The following is a 19569-nucleotide window of genomic DNA, read 5'->3' as shown; positions in this document are numbered from 1 at the left end:
ATCTACAACAGTACCTGAAATGGAACAAAAAGATGCTCAGTGATCCACTGAACATCTTTTTTTTCTATGATTGAAGCACTTGCTCTTTCAGCGCTCTCCTTAAAATTTTACCAGTGGTGTTTTTCGGCAGTTCATCGAGGAACTCGATGGAAGCGGGAAGCTTATATTTCGCAAGATGTTCTTTACAATACTCCAGCACGTCTTGTTCTGTTAGAGATGGATCGTTTTTTACAACATAGCTGTTGACAGCTTCACCCAGTTCGGGATGTGGAACACCGATGACTGCCGCTTCCATGATACCAGGATGTTCGTACAGCACTTCTTCAATCTCACGTGGATAAACGTTGTAACCCCCTACGATAATCAGCTCTTTCTTCCGGTCTACAATATAGAAATACCCTTCTTCATCCATACGGGCAAGATCTCCGGTGTATAACCAGCCGTCTCGAATCGTCGCGGCGGTTTCTTCTTCCATTTTGTAATAGCCTTTCATGACATTTGGTCCTCTCACAATCAGTTCACCGACTTGTCCTACAGGAACTTCTTCCCCCATTTCATTGACGACTTTATTCTCAAGGTTCATAATCGATGTTCCGATTGATCCTGGCTTTCTTGGTCTATCCAATGGGTTGAAGCATGTCACGGGTGACGCTTCTGATAGTCCATAGCCTTCAGAAATCATAACGCTGAATTTTTTCTCAAAGTTTTTCAATAAGGCCACCGGCAGGGAAGCGCCGCCTGAAATACAGAGACGGAGAGATGATAAATCTTCTGGATTTCCTTCTGGATACTGGAACAGGAAGTTGTACATGGTCGGTACACCTGCGAATACGGTGGGCTGATAGGTCTTCGATAACTCGAAAATAGTCTTAGGACTGAAGCGGGGAACGATTAATAAAGTCGCTCCTCTCAAAAGTGGTGCATTCAGGACAACGGTCAAACAGAAGACATGAAACATTGGCAAAGCTGTAATGACGGTGTCGTCTTCATTCATTCGTAAATAGCTGCCGACGTCGGTCGCATTGGAGTAAATATTTTTATGTGTGAGCATGGCGCCTTTCGGTTTCCCTGTCGTTCCGGAAGTGTAGAGGATGATGGCTACTTCATTTTCATCCACTGTCTCCCCTTGAAATCCAGGATTCCCATTCCCCAAAACGCCTGTAAACGATTTCATTTTAGGGTAAGCAAGAGAAATCTTTTCTAAATCAATATCCTTTGCCCGATCATCCCCTGATTCACACAGAATGAAGTGCTCAACACCCTTTAATAGATGCTGCATTTCCCCAATCAATGGTACAAGCAAATCCAGTGTAACTATTGTTTTCACGTCACCATTATTCAGAATGTAGCCAATCTCATCCTGCGTGTAGATCGGGTTGATCGGAATGACCTTCAACCCCAGACGCAAAGCACCATATAATCCGATGACAAAATGTGGAGAATTCCCTAATACAAGCGCGATATGATCACCTTTTTTCAGACCTAATTGCTCTAAGCCGCTTGCAAATTTTGATACAGCATCATTCAATTCCCCATATGTACTTGAGGTATTCAAGAAATGATAGGCTGTTTTATCTGCATTCTCTTGAGCGATATGATCTAACCGTGTTGCGATATTCAATTGTATCCCTCCCCTTTCCGAAAAACTGAATGAATGGTCATTCATCACACTATTAAAAGTATTCAAAATATATTTTATATAAAGAATAGTATTAATACAAGTATCTTGATATAAAAAAACCGCCCATTCTGGACGGTTTTCCCATTTATTTTTTAATACACCAAGTCCACAAATTCATCCTTCGTCACATTTCCGAAATAGTGTTGAATATCAACACCCTCTAAAACCCCGGCGATGTCTTTCCGTTCATAGCGGGTACCTGTCAGCTTTTCTTCAATGTCCTCTACATTCCCGACTCCGAAAAAATCACCGAAAATCTTACAGTTATCAATTTTCCCTTTGTTCACTTCCAGACGTACATCGATGGATCCGACCGGAAATCGGTGAGAATGCTGAAGATTGAATTTCGGTGATTTACCGTAGTTCCAATCCCAGTTCTGATAGCGTTCCTTTGAAAGCTTATGGATGTTCTTCCAGTCGTCTTCTGTCAGGACATATTCTTCTACGTCGCTTCCCTCGAAGATATAATCGAGCAGGGTTGAGCGGAATTCTTCTATGCTCATTTGTTCATTGAGGAATTCGGAAATATTGGCCACACGGCTGCGAATGGATTTAATTCCCTTCGATTCGATCTTGTCCTTTTTCACACGAAGAGCGGAAACGACGTTCTCCATTTCCGAATCGAACAGAAGTGTGCCGTGGCTGAACATGCGTCCCTTAGTGGAAAACTGGGCGTTACCGGAAATCTTTCTGCCTTCTGCGATAATATCGTTACGACCGCTCAGCTCTGCCTTTACCCCAAGCTTATGAAGAGCTGTTACAACAGGCTCTGTGAATTTTTTGAAGTTATGGAAGCTCTCACCGTCATCTTTCGTGATAAAACTGAAATTAAGATTCCCCAAGTCATGATAAACTGCTCCTCCCCCAGAAAGGCGGCGAACAACATGGAGACCTTGCTTCTCCACATAATCTGTATTGATTTCTTCAACCGTGTTTTGGTTCTTCCCGATAATGATGGATGGTTCATTAATGTAAAACAATAAATAACTCTCATTAATATCAAGGTTCTTCAGTGCATATTCTTCTATAGCAAGATTGATCCGCGGATCTGTGATCCCTTTATTATCAATAAATAACATTGTTCTTCCTCCTACATTTCTACTACCATATCTTTTTCCGCTAATACTGCCTCCCCGTTGTAAACACTTTTCGCTTCAGTCACGAGCTTGGAGAGATCTCCAAAATGAGGCAGGTGAGTGAGGATGAGCTTCCCGGCATTGGTTTTATGAGCCAGCTTCCCTGCGTCTAGACTTGTCATGTGACCAGCGTTCGAGGAATTCATTCCCCCATAAAAATTACATTCACACAGAAGCACGTCAGCATCCTGTCCAAATGAAACGAATTCTTCTCTGTAAGCAGAATCTGCTGTATAAAACAGCGCTTTACCGTCTGCTTGGATTCTCATTCCGTAGCATGGAACAGGGTGCATGGTCTTCACAAATGTTACGGTGAAGGGGCCAATCGATAGTGATGAATCTTCCTTATATTCATGGGCTTTCATTAAATCCTTATATGTAATCGTTTCAAACCCCCGCTGATCTTCCCTATGGGTATATACGGGTAATGTACCTTTATTCTTCCCAAGGAAATATTGAATCAACAAAGCGTGTTGTAGTACACCGATATCTGCCACATGATCCGGATGATAGTGAGATAAGAGGACCGCATCCAGGTCTGTTGCCTCTACGTGATGCTGCAGATGGGACAGTACGCCACTGCCACAGTCTATAAGGAGGTTATAGTCATTATGCTGAAGTAAATACCCGGTGCTTGCTTCTCCTGCCTTCGGATATCCGCCCCATTGGCCAATAACGGTAAGCTTCATTTTGAACATCGCCTTTCACTTTAGTATGTACACCCCTACTATACTTCATTGTGCCTATTTTTTCATTTTTTCCGCCCATTTTAGAATTAATTGTTGACGAAACTTATACTGTTATAATACAATAAAATAAATTAACACATCAGTTATATAACACAAACAATTGATGGGTGAATACAAATTTACGGAGGGTGATGAACATGGTAAAAAATATTGTTGAGTTCTTTCGAAATTTGCCGCCTAAGTCTTGTGCACAATGTGGAGATACAATTGAGGAACAACATGAATGCTACGGCATTTATTGCGAGAAATGTACGACTGACTACGAATACTAAAACAGGTGAATCAAGGGTTAATAAAAAGGATGCTCTTCCCTTGAAGAGCATCCTTTTATGTTATTGTACTACTACTGTTTCCATTGTGTGTTCGTGAATTTCTTCTCCTTTGGTTACATGGACCTGTACATTATATGAACCTTTTTCCGGGAATGTATAGGAACCGCTATACTTGCCGGCTTCACCAGGAGCCAGATCCACCCACTCATGTTTCTCCTGACCGTCTTGATAAATTTCAAAACGCACTCTGGCATCGTCCAGTGCAGCTTCTTGATTTTCAACATGCACCATCATTTCTGCTTCTTCACCTGCTGTAACACTGTCAGGCTTCATCAGGTGAATCGACACGGTACTTTCATGATCACCATGTTGATGATCCTCTCCTGCTTCCACTTCGCCAATCGCAATTTCTGATTTAGGCATCGTATGCATGTCCCTGGCCGTTACATGAACTTGTACTGTATACATTCCGTCTTCTTCAAACGTCTTTTCAGCTTTGTATACACCACCTTTGTCGTGCTTCGCTTCGACCATTTCACTTTCTTCTTTATGATCATTTTTCCATATTTCATATTTCACTTCACCAGCATCCTCGACGTTCTCATCACCTTGTGTGACCTTCGTGGAAAGAGAAACGGTTTGACCCTTCTCCCCCTTTTCAGGTACGTCTAATTTTGCCTCGATTGGTTCTAATTTCTCGTCGTCCTTCGCTCCGTTATCTTCTTTTGAATTACCGCATGCAGCAATAAACAATGCTAGAAACCCTACCAGCATAAAAAAGCTAGTCTTCTTCATTATACACACTCCTTCTACCATTCTATTTTCAGTGTATCACCATTATGTACCTCTCCCCAATAAGTATACACACTCATGTTTACGAAAGGTTTGTCCATTTCATGAAGAAAAAACGGTAGATGTGTGTAACATCTACCGTTTTTTTCCTTAAGCCTCTAACGTTTTCGTATATTGTTTCTTGAATAGTCCTACAAAGAACACAGCAGTCAATGCAACAAACACAATGAAGTACCCCAGAAGGATGAAGAGGTTCTGCCACATGAATGCAAAGTCACCGCTTGAGATGATCGCTTTGAATGCTGATACCGAGTACGTCATCGGTAACAGTGCACTGATCGGTTGCAGAGCAGTCGGAATTAATTCGAGTGGGAAAGTACCCGCACTCGTTGTTAACTGTAGAATCAAAATGATGATAGCTACAAATCGTCCCGGATCACCAAGGGTTGTAACGAGCATCTGAATCAGCGCCAGGAATGTAAGACTCGTAATAATAGTAGAAAGTAAAAATAATGGTACACTTTCCACTTCAAGACCCAATCCAAAGAGTAAAATGGCTGCTGCAATCAGTGATTGGATGACCCCCACTGAAGTAAGGACAGTGAATTTACCCAGGAACCAGCTCATTCCGCTTGATGGACGGTCAGATGGTTCCCGGAGTGGATACACAATGGAAATCAATAACGCTCCAACAAATAGTCCCAGAGATAAGAAATAAGGAGCAAATCCGGTTCCATAGTTAGGAACATGATTGATTTTTTCATTTTTCACATCTACCGGACCTGCCATCATGTCGTACGTATCGTCATCCGCTTTGACGCTATTTGCTTCTTTTGCGGCGTCTTTTAATTTCGTTTCATATTCTGTTGTTCCATCTGATAGTTTCGTAGATCCATTTGCCAACTCTGTTGAACCGTCGGCAAGCTTTTTGGAGCCGTCAGCAAGCTGAGTTGAGCCGTCGTATACCCGATTGAGACCTGAGCTTAGTTCATCGGCTCCTGAAGCAAGACCTATCGTACCTTGATATACTTCTCCAAGTTTCTCATTTAATAAACCGTAGTTTTCCACCACTTTATTTTGACCGGCTACAAGCTGATTAGAACCTTCATCCAGCTGAGCTGATCCTGCTGCAAGCTGATGGACACCACCTTGCAGTTTCTTCTGACCTTCATTTAATGCACCAATTCCCCCAGCAAGAGAGTTCGCTCCTTTTTGAAGCTCAATGGCACCATTACTTATAGCCCCGGTGCCCGCTTCAAGTCCGGATGCACCTTGTTTGATTTGGTCGATGGCAGCTTGTAGTTCAGCCTGTTTATCTTTCGGCAGGCTTCCCATAAATGGGGCCAGTTCGTCTTCAAGCTTTGTTGCACCAGCTCCGATATCTTTTGCCCCTGCTTGTGCACTATCCGCACCGCCTTTCAAGGCACCGATCTTATCTGCAAGGTTTTGAGATCCCGCCTGTAATTTAGCGGTATTGTCTACTGCACTATCTAGCCCTGCATCGACCTGTTCCACCCCTGCCTTGCTTTTATCGATACCGGCTGCCAAGGAATTGACTCCCTTTTGGATATCCTGTGTACCTTTATATAATTGTTGGGATTTATCCGTCATGACCCCGACACCGTCAGATAATTCCTGAGAACCTTTTGCCAGTTTCTCAGCACCTGCACGGGTTTTTGCCACACCGTCTGTCATCTCTACATTTTTTTCAGCAAGAACTGCTAAATTGTCCTTAAGCTTATTGGCCCCTTGAGATAGATCAATGGCCCCATTATTGATTTCTCCCGCTTTTTCGCTTGCAGTTTGGAAACCGTCTCCCATTTCTTGAATTTTTTCAAACATCGTTTCAGCATACGTTTCGGAAACCGATTTAGAGAGACTTGCTTTAATCTCTTTCATGGCCGTATCCCCGATTTGAGAAGATAGGAAGTTAAAACTCTCATTTGGTACATATTTCAGAGATAGCTTCTGAGGATTTTCTTCTAACAATGTTGTTCCATTTTCAGAGAAATCTTCTGGAATTTCTACAAGCATGTAATAATCCTGTTTCTTCAGATTCTTATATCCCTCTTTTTTTTCGACGAAGTGAAAATCAAATTGTTCGCTATCCTTCAACTTATCAACCAGATCCGAGCCGATATGCAATTCCTTCCCATCGAACTCTGCCCCCTGATCGTTGTTTACCACGGCTACCGGCAGGTCTGTAAGCTGCTCGTACGGATCCCAGAATGCCCAAAGGAACATACCGCTGTATAGTACAGGAATAAAGAGCACGGCAAGAATCGGGATGAGCAGTTTCTTATTGCGAAAAATCGCTTTGAATTCTGAACCAATAAATGATTTCTTCATGTTTTTCCTCCTATTATTTTCAAAATTGAACTATTGACTAATAAACCCAAACGGTCATTTAATAACAAAAAATAAATGACTATTCTATTATTTTAGTCATTATTAACTGAAAATGAAGGACTATCAATTCGATAACCCTTTAATGATATACAGTTCAAACAAGTTGGCTATTTCGTCTTTATCAAGTGGACCATGAGTACGTTCCCAATCGAAGATTAAAGAAACGTATAGCTTCAGCAGAACGAAAGCTGTCATTTCCGGGTTGCAGGGCTTAATCGCTTCTGAGGCAATCGCCTTTTCAATTCGGATACTCAAGAATTCAATGACCACTTTCTCCATGCGATCTATGACCTCTGATACAGCAAGTGTTCCCATCTCCCGGGCTTCCTGATATAGCTTGATCGTCAGTTTATGCTCTTTGCGAAATTCGAGCAATCGAAACAGCGCGCGATGAACATTTTCGGAAAATGTAGCTTTCGGATCTATCACTTCTTCCGCTTCATACGTCATTTCATTAATCAATGATGAAACAATCTCATCGAACAATTCTTCCTTGTTTCTAAAAAACGTATAAATCGTTCCTTTACCCACATTCGCTAATTTAGCTACTTGATCCATCGTAGTGGCTTTATACCCAAACAATGAAAACGAATTGGTAGCTGCCTCCAATATTTGTTTCTTTCGATCAACCGCCATGAACTCACTCCTCAACTTGACCGTTTGACTATATTCGAAATTTAGTCATTTTGTTAACATAGATAAATTTATCACATCTTTAAGTATGACACAAGTGATATTTTTCATTTTCCTGATCATCGTTTCTTCATATCGAATAAGCCCTCTTGAATAGGCTATAGGTATAAGGTTTGCCAGGAGGTGGAATATGAATATTTATGTAGTAAAAAGTGGGGATTCACTCTGGTCGATTGCATCGAGGTACGGGGTTGAAGTGAACCAGATCGCTTACGGAAATCAATTAAAGAACCCCAATATACTCGTTATCGGACAAAGTCTTCTCATCCCGGAACCATTAAAGGAGTATATTGTGCAACCAGGGGACACGTTATATAAAATCAGTCAACAGTATCAAACAGATCTGAATGAATTACAGACATTTAACCAAATTTCTGATCCTTCCACTCTATTTATTGGTCAGTTGATTGTGATGCCTGCCTTCATTCACAACGTAAGATCAGGAGATACACTCTATACCATTTCATATAATTATAAAGTGCCCATGCAAGAAATATTACATTCCAATGCGATATCGAATCCATCCCTTATCTACCCCAATCAACAGATTCGGATCCCAAACACGAAACCCGTGATTGAGGTGAATTCCTACACGACCAAGACGGATGTGGAAGGAGTAGCTGAAGTGAATGGGTTAGGAAGCTACTTCACGTATCTTGCTCCTTTTACCCACTCCATTACAAAGGAAGGCACCATTACAGAACTGAACGATGCCGGCCTTATTTCAGCTGCCTATAATCAAAATGTCGATCCGTTATTGGTTCTGACCAACTATGTGGATGGAAAATTCAACTCTGATCTTGTTGCAACGATTTTAAGAAGTGAACCTCTTCAAAATACGTTGATTTCTTCCATCCTAAAGAAGATGGAAACAAAGGGTTATAAAGGATTGAATATTGATTTAGAATACGTTTACCCTGAGGACCGGGAAAATTACAATTCCTTTTTAAGAAGGACCGTGGCTGCATTAAAACCAAAAGGCTATTCTGTCTCTACGGCACTCGCCCCGAAAATTAAGGGTGATCAAAAAGGACTATTATACGAAGCTCATGACTATAAGGCTCACGGAGAAATTGTCGACTTTGTTGTCCTGATGACCTACGAGTGGGGATGGGCAGGCGGTAAGCCCTGGGCAATCGCCCCCATTAATGAAGTCAAAAAAGTACTGGACTACGCCGTGACCATCATACCACGTAACAAAATCATGATGGGTACCCCGCTGTATGGACGTGACTGGAAAGTTCCATGGGTGAATGGCACTTTCGCAAAAACTGTTTCCCCTCAGGGTGCAATTGATCTGGCAAGTAAGTACGGGGTGCGGATTCAATATAATGATCAATATCAGTCCCCATTCTTTACGTATTGGGATGAAACCGGACAGCAGCATGAAGTCTGGTTTGAAGATGCCAGAAGCATGCTTGCCAAGCAAAAAGTGCTGGACGATTATAAATTAAGAGGTCTAAGCTATTGGGTTCTAGGTTCTGCTTTCCCCCAGAACTGGCTTCTTCAGCATTCCAGGTATCGGGTGGTGAAGTGAGGATGACGCCTTCCATTGGAGGTGCTCTCTTTATGAGTATATGGGGACAAAGTAAATTCACAATATATTATATAACTCACAAAAAAAAGACCACCAGTCTCCCGGCAGTCTTCGAAAAACTAAATCAAATAATCCAACACTTTCGATACGGTCTTTTCCCCTTGTCCGATGCAGTCAGGAATACTTAATCCATCATATGAACTTCCGGAGATAAATACCCCGGGCAGAGTGGCTTCTGCCTGATTATACATATTCTGAATACGCTCCCTGTGCCCAACCGTATATTGAGGCATGGAGTTTTTGTAACGGGAGACAATTGTGAAATCAGGGGGCCCTTCAATTTCCATTATCTTACTCAAATCATCCAGGACGATTTGCTCGATATGGTCATCGGATAAATCCACGATGGTTTCATCACCGGACTTGCCAAGGTAGCACCTGAGAAGTGCTTTTCCTTCAGGGGCAGTGTGCGGCCATTTTTTATGGGTCCACGTTCCAGCAGTTAAAGAGTAATCACTGTTTCTGGATACCAGGAATTCCGTTCCGGCGATGTCTCTTTTTATGGCTTCTTGTGAAAATCCCATAGCAACGGTCGCCACTGACGTAGCAGGCATCTCCTTTAAAAAGGTTAAGAATGGATACGGGGTAAACATGGATTGTAATACATGATGGGGGGTGGTGACGATTACGCTGTCTGCTTCCATCTGATCCCCGTTCGTGAAGGTTATCGTATACCCGTCTCCGGCTTCTTTTTCTATGTTCGTTACCTTCATGCTTTTGTATACCGTGTGTGGTTCCAAGCTTGCCTCCATGGCGTCAATCAGAGATTCGAGCCCCCCAGTGAAGGTCAGGAAATTCCCTTCTTCCTTTGAGTCTGCTCCTTGTCCGCTCTTCTTAATACCGGCTATTAAGCTGCGGTGTTTCTGTTCCAATTCATAAAGTTGTGGAAATGTAGACATTAAACTTAATTGATCGATATCCCCGGCGAATATACCTGTTAAGAGCGGTTCGATTAAATGGTCAACCACTTCGTCCCCCATTCTTCTTCTAAAGAATTTCCCAAGGGATTGATCTTCTTTTTCCTGTGAGCGGGGAAGGATGAAATCTGCCGCAGCCCTCATTTTTCCTGATAGTGAAAATAAACTTGTTGTAATGAAAGGAGCGATTTGGGTTGGAATCCCTACAATGGATCCACCAGGTATAGGGTAAAGTTCACCACCGGCTATACAGTAGGATGTTCCTTTACGATTTCGAACGAGCCTGTCCGCTATACCCAGATTTTCCGCTAAACGGGAGATTTCCGTTTTGCTTGATAAACATGAATCCGGTCCCTTTTCGATGACATAGCCGTCCTTTTGGAGGGTTTGGACTTTCCCTCCTAATCGATGGGTGGCTTCCACAAGCTTTACTTCGATGGGGAGGTTTCTTTCTTTTATTTCCTGTTGCAGATAGTAGACCGTCGTTAATCCAGTGATCCCCCCGCCAACGACTACAACCTTTTTGGTTTGTTGTTCCAACACGTTCATCGCCTTCTTTAACAAAATATCTTCATTCCTATAATAGAGAAGGACTAAAGCGGTGAGGGTCAACTCATTTGCTTCAGTCCTTTCTGTGCAGCAAAAAAACGAGAAATTATTTTTTAAGGTGTTTTAACACGACATCTGCCATAGCATCGATGAATTCCGGTTTGGCATTTGGCATTTCGGGACGATAATAAGAAGCTCCAACCTCATCTGTTACGACTTTACATTCATAATCATTGTCATAGAGTACTTCAAGATGATCAGCTACAAAACCTACTGGTGTATAGACAAAAGTAGTGTAGCCCTTTTCTTTATATAGGTCCCTTGTCAGATCCTGTACATCAGGACCTATCCATGGGTCTGGTGTATTTCCTTCACTTTGCCAGCCTACCGCATACTCCGTCACACCTGCTCCCTCTGCAATCATCTTCGCTGTTTCCTCTAATTGCTTAGGATAAGGGTCGCCGGATTGCAGGATGCGTTCTGGAAGACTATGTGCAGAGACGATCAGAACAGCTTTGCTGCGCTCTTCATCGGACATATCTTCGTAAGTTCCTTTTACCTGATCCACCCAGTATTGGATGAATTTAGGTTCATCATACCAGCTTTCAACCGATGTGATCCTTGGTCCACCGAGCTTTTCCGCCGTTTCTTTCGCGCGACCATTGTAAGATTTAACGCTGAATGTTGAGAAATGGGGGGCGAGTACGATCGAAACCGCTTCTTTCAAGCCGTCTTTATGCATTTGTTCCACCGCGTCTTCTACGAATGGTTCGATATGCTTTAACCCAAGATACATTTTAAATTCAATATTGTCTTGAATCGAATTCAGATGTTCCTCAAGGCTTTTTGCCTGATCCAGCGTAATCTTCGCCAGTGGGGAAATCCCGCCGATTGCCTCGTACCGTCCCCGCAGGTCTTCTAGTAATTCACTGGAAGGGACCCTTCCATGGCGGATATGTGTATAATAGCGTTCCAGATCTTCTTCTCTATATGGCGTACCATAGGCCATAACCAGCAGACCCATTTTTTTCTTAGACATATCAATTCACCTCATTGTCAGTTTCATACATTCCATCATTGTGCCATGTTTCTTTCATAGAATCCATTCATAGACACTTGTTAATGTGCTCTACCTGGCACTGTATTCATGTACGAAGGCTGCTAGTCGCTTTAATGTATCGGGATTTACTTGTGGGAAAACACCATGTCCCAAGTTGAATATGTGACTTGGGAGTTCCATTCCCTGATCAAGGATTGCCTTCGCTCTTTCTTCAATGACGTTCCAAGGGGCTAATAGAATCGCAGGATCCAGATTTCCCATTACCGTTTTGGAAATGCCTCTGTCTCTTGCCTCGCTAATCGGCAGGCGCCAGTCTAGACCAACCACATCAAGAGGGAGGTCATGCCATTCATTCGCCAGGTGACTTGCGCCTACACCAAACATGATCAATGGAACGTTCTCTTCATTCAGTTCATTAAATATTCTTTCCATGACTGGTTTGATGAATGTGCGGTAGTCCTGGACATTCAGTGCACCTACCCACGAATCGAATATTTGAAAGGCAGAAGCCCCGGCTTTGATTTGGGCCCTTGCATAGGTGATTGTCATCGCTGCCAATTTATCCATTAAAGCGAACCAGGCTTGAGGTTCTGCATACATAAACGCTTTGGTTTTATTATAGTTTTTGGAAGGTCCGCCTTCAATCATATAGCTTGCCATAGTAAAAGGTGCACCGGCAAACCCGATTAACGGAACGGATAATTGTTCATTTGTTAATAATTTTATGGTGTCCAATACGTAAGGAACATCCTGTTCAGGGTTGATCTCCCCCAGCCTTTCAACATCAGCGGTTGTACGGATAGGGTTATCGATGACAGGTCCGATCCCTGATTTGATTTCTACATCCACACCGATTGAAGGAAGTGGTGACATGATGTCCTTATAGAGGATAGCGGCATCCACATCATATTGTTCAACTGGAAGCCTTGTCACATATGCACAAAGTTCAGGCTGATGTGTAATTTCAAACAGAGAATATTTCTCCTTGATTTTACGGTATTCAGGCTGTGAACGACCCGCTTGTCTCATATACCATACCGGAGTATAGTCTGTCTTCTCTCCCCTTGCCGCTCGTAAAAAAGTATCATTCATCTGTTTCATACCTTTGTTCGTCCACCTTTCTATGTAACTCCATTAATCCTATTGTAAACTAATTTGAGTAGATTCTAAAATTGTCATTTATATTAGCTGTATGATCCATCGCAGAAAGCAAACCGGTTCTCCTCAACATCTACCACACACTAATTGACATAGCCTTATGCAGAACTTTTTCCGAATTAAGCCTTTCGTTATGACCGTCCGAATTGTAACCCTTTTAAACTATAGACGTTTTAGGAAGAATTGTATAGTTATCATGGGAAAATGTCATAAATTTGCCGATTTTCAAAAGGAAAGAAAAAATATCCATAAATCATGTTACATGAGAGAAAGAAAAGGGAAGAGTATAATAGAAGTAACTACTTTATTGAGGTGATTTGGATGAAGCTATACATGACGACAGGTACCCACAATTTCCTGCAGAAAATATTGGATCAGCATTCGGGTGAAAAGATGATCTTAATGCAGGGAGAGGATGCGCTGCTTTTACATGAATCCAGTGGGGAAAGTATCTTTGAGTCTCCACGCAGGTATGAAATCGTCGATCAATCAGGCGAACTTGAAAGCAAAGGTTACGTGGTATTCAATAACATCCCTGTATCAGACGAAGGCAGGCCGTTATTTGAATACCGTTTCAAAAATCGCGCGGGATTGATTGAAGAAGTACCGGGCTTTACAGCCATTCGGGTCCTTCGACCTCTAGACAGCGATACATATGTGATCATGACCCAGTGGGAAGATGAGAAGAGCTTCCTTAACTGGCAGGACTCTAAGCAATACGAGAAAGCCCATGCCAAGAGGGGGACAGAAGAAGGGATCGATAACCAAAAGGATATCTTTCCACGAGCTTCCTATGTAAGTAAATACTACGTATCGGGTCAATCCTGAAGGACAAGCTGCCTGAATTCCGGCAGCTTTCTTTATTATTCAATCTTAACAATTACAGTTAAAGTGTACATACATAATTACAAATAATTAACAGTATACTTTATCGTATTGGCCACTAATATCCTGAATGAAAGGAGATGAGTTCCGATGAGTCAAACATGTCTGATTCTGATTGATTTTCAAAAGGCATTTAGTGATCCTTCATGGGGAAAGCGAAATAATCCAAGTATGGAAACCAACGCTTTTCAGCTTCTTCACGGTTGGAGAGAAAAAAACTGGCCGGTTGTGCATGTGCAACATTCTTCTTTCAATATGGATTCACCACTGCATTCAAGCTCTGCAGGATTTGATTTTATAGACGATTTCAGACCTTTACGAAATGAAAAGCACATCATTAAACACGTTAACAGCGCGTTTATCGATACGGATCTGGATTTATATTTAAAACGGGAAAAGTTTGTGTCCCTCGTGGTTATGGGATTTACGACGAACCATGGTATATCGACAACGGTTCGTATGGCTGCTGACCTGGGGTATGATGTAACCGTTCCATATGACGCCACTGCATGTTTTGAAACATATTCATATGACGGCTCCCTATTTTCAGCTGAAATCGTTCATGGCTTGTCCCTGGCAAATCTACACCATGAATTTGCCACCATCTCTTCAACCGAATCCCTGCTATCCTCGAGATTGAAATTAAGCAAGCCGGTTATTTTTTGATAAACCTGTCTGCTCTAAGCAGAAGGGGCTTAGTCAAGGTGAATGTCTTATTCCCTTTGACTAAGCCCCTTCTGCGTTTTCCAATACGTCTTCTTATCATAAAAAACGTCTCTACTCTTTGCCAGACTTATGCAGGATTCCGTTTCGATTCGCATAAATGGCTGCCTGGGTTCGATCGGCGACTCCAAGCTTACTGAGAATATTACTCACATGGGTCTTAACTGTCTTGATCCCGATAAATAACTCTTCGGAAATTTCCTGATTCGTCATCCCATCTCCCAAACTTTTCAGGACATCCAATTCCCTTGACGTTAACTCTTCATGAGGCTTCCTTTCTTGCGGACGGAATCGGTTCATCATCTTATCAGCTACCTTGGAGGCAATGACAGATTCCCCCTTCACCGCTTTATAAACCGCTGCTGTTACTTCTTCCGCACTTGCCGTCTTCAATAAGTAACTATGAGCACCCGCTTCGATGGCGGGAAACACTTTTTCATCATCATAATAACTTGTAAGAATGATAATTTTACAGTGTGGATGAAAGGATAGAATTTTCGTTGTTGCTTCGATACCATTCCCATTTTCCATTAATAAATCCATTAATATCACATCAGGCATATATACTTTAGCCAACTGAGCCGCTTCATTACCATTTTTCGCTTCTCCAAGAAAGTCAATTCTCTCTTCTGTCAACAAATAGGTTTTCATGCCTAACCGTACCATCTCGTGATCATCAACAATCATCACTTTAATTTTTTCCAAATGTCTTCCCCCTTTGAATTAAACCGGAATTCGGAGATCGATATACGTTCCTTCTTTTTCTTTGGATCGAATCTGAAATAATCCCCCTATTTCCTCTGCCCTTTCTCTCATCGTTTGTAGCCCGTAAGACGTCATCTTGTTTTCATTTATATTAAACCCTTTGCCGTTGTCACTAATATACAATGTGATATAGCCCCCCTTTTTCTCCGTCATAATCTTTACTTTGGTAGCCTCAGAGTGACGAAGGATATTCGAAAGACTCTCCTGGATGATTCTGAACATATGAGTTTCGGTTCCTTTCGATAGTTCATCCATTCCGTCCAGGGTGGCCTCGATCTCGATTTGCGTTTTTTCCTTTAATTCTCTTATTAAGGTTGATAACGCTTCACGAAGATTTTCACCCCTTAAATCAATCGGACGCAGATGAAGAAGAAGTGCTCTCATTTCACCCTGAGCTTTCCCCGCGATATCGGCTACTTGTTTGACGATGATTTCCACCTTTTCATAGTCAGTCCCGATGCTTTTTTGCGCCGCAGAAGAAAGCATATTTAATGCAAACAATTGCTGGCTGACAGAATCATGGAGGTCCCTCGCAAGTCTTTGACGCTCTTCCATGACAGCAGCCTGGTGAGCCTGATCGGCAAGCTCAGATTTTTCATCTGCCAGGCGCTGAAGGGACTTCACCTGCTCCTGAATGAATACGGCAAGCTGATTCAATTCGTCTGATAATATCCCTAGTTCGTCATGCTCATATCGGTCCACCCTCGCAGAGAACTTTCCTCTTCTCAATAAGGTGACGAAGGTTGAAATATCATCGATCCTGCCTTTGAATGTATACCCAGTACGAAACCCGAAATAAATGCTTAATACTAATAGAATGCCGGCCAACCAGATGGTCATATATATGGAAAGTTCAAGAGAGATACTGGGATCGTTTGAAAAATACAGGTAGACTTGCAGTGATATAAAGCATAGCAGAATAGCCATGACAGACATCATCAAAAAGCTCTTGAATATCCAATTTCGAATATTTGAGGATTTGTTCAAGTTCTTCCCTCCTTTACCGTTACGTTTCCATTATATCCGTGTAATCCGGATCGAACCGATTTTCACATCGATAAAGACCTTTATTTTCTTACTTGCCTCCTCGTATTCGGGGGATCTGTAATACAATTCAGAACGAATATCCGCAGACTTCTGATCAAATAATTTCACATCACCCACCTGCACCTTCAAGGTGATTTCCACCGGCACATTCTCCGGAATAATCATCTTTACATCCCCAATCCATCCTTTGATGTCAATAGGTGTTTCCCCTTCAGGAATGAAGGCTTTACTGAAATCGAAATAGTAATCTCCTATTGCGTTGTATAGTTTCATATTTTCCAGAGGCCAGTTTGGTTCGGAAAAGCGGATATCTCCGACAATAAATCCCCTGTTGATTTTATGCTTCTTCTGAAGGGTTTTCTCTCCAAACGGCTGGGGTTCCGAGCTTTGTTCAGGAGAATTATCAAACGGATCATCACTCCTTATACTCACTTTGATCGGCTTATTCATTACAACCCGATGGATGGCAATAGTAATTATGAAGATCGGCCAAAGTTTCCACCAATCCCCATAATCGAAATCCACCATTTCATATTCATCCAGGATAATCAGCGACCCAAGCACCAGACTGAATAAGCCGAACAGTAATTTCCCGAAGCTTTTTTTCAAATAGCTGTCTACTGACCACTTAAAACCCAGTAGTAATAACAAAATAGGAATAATATTGACAAATATCTGCGTTATTTCCAAGGAAATGACACCTATATTCAGTAGTAATAACAGCAACCCTATCACCATCAACAAAAACGAGAAAAACCATTGCTTTCTTCCTTTGTATCTCATACGAATACCACCTTCACATCACTATTAGATTCGCTGTTCACATTAGCTATTCCTGTCATTTCTTCCATTATAGATTGATTTTCATACTCGTTTAAGGAGCATCGGAATGATTCGGCATCGGTCCAGAGACTGATAAATTATTTCTATCCTGTTCACACCTTATCTGCATTTTCATAATCTATAGTACAGATCAGGGCAAATGCCTAAGATTTGTGGAACGACCGCAGAGGAGGTTTTTCTAATGGGGATTGATTTAACAGCTCTTCATTGGATTTATTTAGTATTCATAGGGTTGATCATCCTATTTATGATTTTTCGTAAAGACACAACGATTGTATGCATTCTGGGAATTTTCAGTATTGCAGTAGTGGCAACCGGGTCGTTAAGTGGATCGATCAGCAGTATCTTTAATAGCTTTATCTTTGCCATTACCGAATTACTTTCTACGATACTCGTCATTTCCATCATCGTAGCCATGAGTAAAGGACTGACGTCAACGGGAATAAATGATGTGATGATCCGGCCATTCACTAAGTTCATCCGCACCCCTGCCCTTGCGTATTGGACGATAGGTTTGGTGATGATGTTCATATCTTGGTTCTTCTGGCCATCCCCGGCTGTGGCTCTTTTGGGAGCTGTGTTAGTACCTGTCGCCTTGCGGGTTGGATTACCAGCACTTGGCATTGCCATGGCTATGAACTTATTCGGACACGGAATCGCTCTTTCAGGTGACTTTGTCATCCAGGCTGCTCCAAAATTGACCGCAGATGCTGCCGGTATTCCTGTTTCTGAAGTTATTTCAGCTAGCATCCCCCTCATTATTGTCATGGGAGTCGTCACTACCGTTACTGCATTCATTTTCCTTAAGCGTGATATGAAAAGAGGGGTTCTCACAGTTGATTCAAGCTCCCTTTCCACCATCGGTCAAGACCAGGATACTTCACCTGATCTCTTATCAACAGGATGGAAAAAAGCCATTGCGATCCTTATTCCGATTCTTTTCGCCGCAGATATTACGGCAATGGTTCTGTTTGATCTACAAGGAGGGGATGCAACCGCACTTATCGGGGGAACCTCCATCATTATCCTTCTGTTGATTTCATTGGCTGCCTATAAAGGGAAAGGATTAGAGAAAACGACGAGTTTCATGATTGACGGATTCCAGTTCGGTTTCAAAGTGTTCGGTCCCGTAATTCCGATTGCTGCTTTCTTCTATTTAGGAGACTCAGGTTTTCAAACCATTATTGGTGATTTCCTCCCATCAACATCCCATGGAATCGTCAATGACCTGGGTGCATCCCTTGCTGCCGCCGTTCCACTTTCCAAGGCTGTAGGTGCAATTACCCTTACGACGGTAGGTGCCATCACGGGACTTGATGGATCAGGCTTCTCAGGTATTTCCCTTGCCGGTTCCGTAGCCAATCTATTCGCTGAGAGTATAGGATCCGGTATCGCCACCCTCACGGCCCTTGGTCAGGTCGCAGCAATCTGGGTCGGTGGCGGGACCCTCGTACCATGGGCCCTTATTCCCGCAGCTGCCATCTGCGGAGTCGACCCATTTGAACTCGCCAGACGAAATCTGCTTCCCGTTTTCATTGGATTAATGGCAACTACCATCGTAGCGATGTTTTTAATATAAAGATAGGGGGACGGACCTCAGGAGCCCGAGGTCCGTCCCTCCTATTTTCAAGATCGTTTCTCATAAAGGAATATACATAGTACGAAAAAGGAATACCCCAGAAGGAAACCGGCAGCAATATCAGATGGATAGTGGGCCTGTTCCACTACCCTGCTGAATCCGGTTAACAAGGAAAGGATGACGGCCAAAGTGAAGACCGTTATTCTTTTTCCAATAGAAGAAACCTCTTTACTGATGAAGTAAGCCGCGACTAGTAAAAAGACAAGTCCCACCATGGCATGGCCGCTTGGAAAACTGAACCCTTCTTCCCCATGGGGAAATGGAGGCCTTTCACGTTCCATTAAACCTTTGACGGCTTTATTCAGTATATTACTTCCAGCTACCAGAACTACAACGGTAATGATTCCTTCATAGTCCTTCTTAACCCACCACAGAAAGAGAATCAAGATAATTGAAGCAACCCCGATTACTATTTCGGTCCCTATCACTGAAAATATTTCCATAAAGTGAAGGCTGTTCAAGTTCTTTAGGAGATATTCCTCCCCGAAAATCTCCAGTCCATGATAGACGAAATGTGCAATGGTCATAAAAAGCATGAAAGAAATGATAGCTGTCGTGTATAAGATCTTATTCATCGAAATCCTCCTTGAATTCACCGCAATTACCCACTTCCCCAGCAAATTTAGTGTTATAATATTCGTAATATTCACCAAA

General features: G+C 42.4%; 18 protein-coding genes. 5 read left to right on the top strand and 13 right to left on the bottom strand.

What is annotated here, in order from left to right; all coding sequences use genetic code 11:
- Nucleotides 1-64: 64 nt before the first annotated feature.
- From BAA9072_RS14705 to BAA9072_RS14695, 3 genes are all read right to left on the bottom strand, one after another.
- Nucleotides 65-1621 carry a fatty acid--CoA ligase family protein gene (locus BAA9072_RS14705; RefSeq protein WP_230980878.1) on the bottom strand — a complete coding sequence of 519 codons (1557 nt, stop codon included), beginning with the start codon at nucleotides 1619-1621 and terminating at the stop codon, nucleotides 65-67.
- A 152-nt stretch (nucleotides 1622-1773) separates the two neighbouring features.
- Nucleotides 1774-2760 (bottom strand): lipoate--protein ligase, encoded by a 987-nt coding sequence (locus BAA9072_RS14700; RefSeq protein WP_201715430.1) that lies wholly within the window; start codon nucleotides 2758-2760, stop codon nucleotides 1774-1776.
- Between the two features lie 11 nt (nucleotides 2761-2771).
- Entirely contained in the window at nucleotides 2772-3506 is a 735-nt protein-coding gene (locus tag BAA9072_RS14695) for an MBL fold metallo-hydrolase (protein WP_201715429.1), read from the bottom strand.
- Nucleotides 3507-3703: 197 nt separating this feature from the next.
- Here BAA9072_RS14695 and yhfH point away from each other — a divergent pair, with 197 nt between their 5' ends.
- Nucleotides 3704-3838, top strand: coding sequence for a protein YhfH (gene yhfH / locus BAA9072_RS14690; RefSeq protein ID WP_079533738.1), 135 nt, complete (start codon nucleotides 3704-3706; stop codon nucleotides 3836-3838).
- A 60-nt stretch (nucleotides 3839-3898) separates the two neighbouring features.
- On the opposite strand, the gene BAA9072_RS14685 is transcribed toward yhfH, so the two are convergent.
- From BAA9072_RS14685 to BAA9072_RS14675, 3 genes are all read right to left on the bottom strand, one after another.
- Nucleotides 3899-4633, bottom strand: coding sequence for a FixH family protein (locus tag BAA9072_RS14685; RefSeq protein WP_201715428.1), 735 nt, complete (start codon nucleotides 4631-4633; stop codon nucleotides 3899-3901).
- A 147-nt stretch (nucleotides 4634-4780) separates the two neighbouring features.
- Nucleotides 4781-6979 (bottom strand): YhgE/Pip domain-containing protein, encoded by a 2199-nt coding sequence (locus tag BAA9072_RS14680; protein ID WP_201715427.1) that lies wholly within the window; start codon nucleotides 6977-6979, stop codon nucleotides 4781-4783.
- A gap of 123 nt (nucleotides 6980-7102) precedes the next feature.
- Nucleotides 7103-7675, bottom strand: coding sequence for a TetR/AcrR family transcriptional regulator (locus tag BAA9072_RS14675; protein ID WP_201715426.1), 573 nt, complete (start codon nucleotides 7673-7675; stop codon nucleotides 7103-7105).
- A 187-nt stretch (nucleotides 7676-7862) separates the two neighbouring features.
- Between BAA9072_RS14675 and BAA9072_RS14670 the strand changes: the two genes are divergently transcribed.
- Nucleotides 7863-9269, top strand: coding sequence for a LysM peptidoglycan-binding domain-containing protein (locus tag BAA9072_RS14670; protein ID WP_201715425.1), 1407 nt, complete (start codon nucleotides 7863-7865; stop codon nucleotides 9267-9269).
- A 119-nt stretch (nucleotides 9270-9388) separates the two neighbouring features.
- Here the strand turns inward: BAA9072_RS14670 and hemY are convergent, their stop codons facing one another.
- The 3 genes from hemY to hemE form a co-directional block, all read right to left on the bottom strand.
- The gene (gene hemY / locus BAA9072_RS14665; protein WP_201715462.1) at nucleotides 9389-10786 is read right to left on the bottom strand and encodes a protoporphyrinogen oxidase; all 1398 of its coding nucleotides are present in this window, start codon (nucleotides 10784-10786) and stop codon (nucleotides 9389-9391) included.
- Between the two features lie 115 nt (nucleotides 10787-10901).
- Nucleotides 10902-11834, bottom strand: coding sequence for a ferrochelatase (gene hemH, locus BAA9072_RS14660; RefSeq protein ID WP_201715424.1), 933 nt, complete (start codon nucleotides 11832-11834; stop codon nucleotides 10902-10904).
- A gap of 90 nt (nucleotides 11835-11924) precedes the next feature.
- The gene (gene hemE / locus BAA9072_RS14655; RefSeq protein WP_201715423.1) at nucleotides 11925-12956 is read right to left on the bottom strand and encodes a uroporphyrinogen decarboxylase; all 1032 of its coding nucleotides are present in this window, start codon (nucleotides 12954-12956) and stop codon (nucleotides 11925-11927) included.
- A gap of 378 nt (nucleotides 12957-13334) precedes the next feature.
- On the opposite strand from hemE, the gene BAA9072_RS14650 reads away from it, so the two are divergent.
- A complete protein-coding gene (locus BAA9072_RS14650; RefSeq protein ID WP_201715422.1) occupies nucleotides 13335-13841 on the top strand; it encodes an antibiotic biosynthesis monooxygenase family protein in 507 nt (168 codons plus the stop codon).
- Nucleotides 13842-13988: 147 nt separating this feature from the next.
- Nucleotides 13989-14564, top strand: coding sequence for a cysteine hydrolase family protein (locus BAA9072_RS14645; protein WP_201715421.1), 576 nt, complete (start codon nucleotides 13989-13991; stop codon nucleotides 14562-14564).
- 111 nt (nucleotides 14565-14675) lie between these two features.
- On the opposite strand, the gene BAA9072_RS14640 is transcribed toward BAA9072_RS14645, so the two are convergent.
- The 3 genes from BAA9072_RS14640 to liaF are packed head-to-tail and all read right to left on the bottom strand — an operon-like array spanning nucleotide 14676 to nucleotide 17216.
- Nucleotides 14676-15326: a response regulator transcription factor gene (locus BAA9072_RS14640; protein WP_330999297.1), complete on the bottom strand. Its 651-nt coding sequence runs from the start codon at nucleotides 15324-15326 to the stop codon at nucleotides 14676-14678.
- A gap of 18 nt (nucleotides 15327-15344) precedes the next feature.
- A complete protein-coding gene (locus BAA9072_RS14635) occupies nucleotides 15345-16373 on the bottom strand; it encodes a sensor histidine kinase (protein WP_230980877.1) in 1029 nt (342 codons plus the stop codon).
- Nucleotides 16374-16403: 30 nt separating this feature from the next.
- Nucleotides 16404-17216: a cell wall-active antibiotics response protein LiaF gene (gene liaF, locus BAA9072_RS14630; RefSeq protein ID WP_201715420.1), complete on the bottom strand. Its 813-nt coding sequence runs from the start codon at nucleotides 17214-17216 to the stop codon at nucleotides 16404-16406.
- A gap of 241 nt (nucleotides 17217-17457) precedes the next feature.
- Between liaF and BAA9072_RS14625 the strand changes: the two genes are divergently transcribed.
- Nucleotides 17458-18855 (top strand): hypothetical protein, encoded by a 1398-nt coding sequence (locus tag BAA9072_RS14625; RefSeq protein ID WP_201715419.1) that lies wholly within the window; start codon nucleotides 17458-17460, stop codon nucleotides 18853-18855.
- 47 nt (nucleotides 18856-18902) lie between these two features.
- Here the strand turns inward: BAA9072_RS14625 and BAA9072_RS14620 are convergent, their stop codons facing one another.
- Nucleotides 18903-19490: a phosphatase PAP2 family protein gene (locus BAA9072_RS14620; RefSeq protein WP_201715418.1), complete on the bottom strand. Its 588-nt coding sequence runs from the start codon at nucleotides 19488-19490 to the stop codon at nucleotides 18903-18905.
- Between the last annotated feature and the right edge of the window lie 79 nt (nucleotides 19491-19569).

The sequence above is a fragment of the Rossellomorea arthrocnemi genome (assembly GCF_904424705.1).
Classification (GTDB): domain Bacteria; phylum Bacillota; class Bacilli; order Bacillales; family Bacillaceae_B; genus Rossellomorea; species Rossellomorea arthrocnemi.
This window is presented reverse-complemented; position numbering and strand designations above follow the sequence as displayed.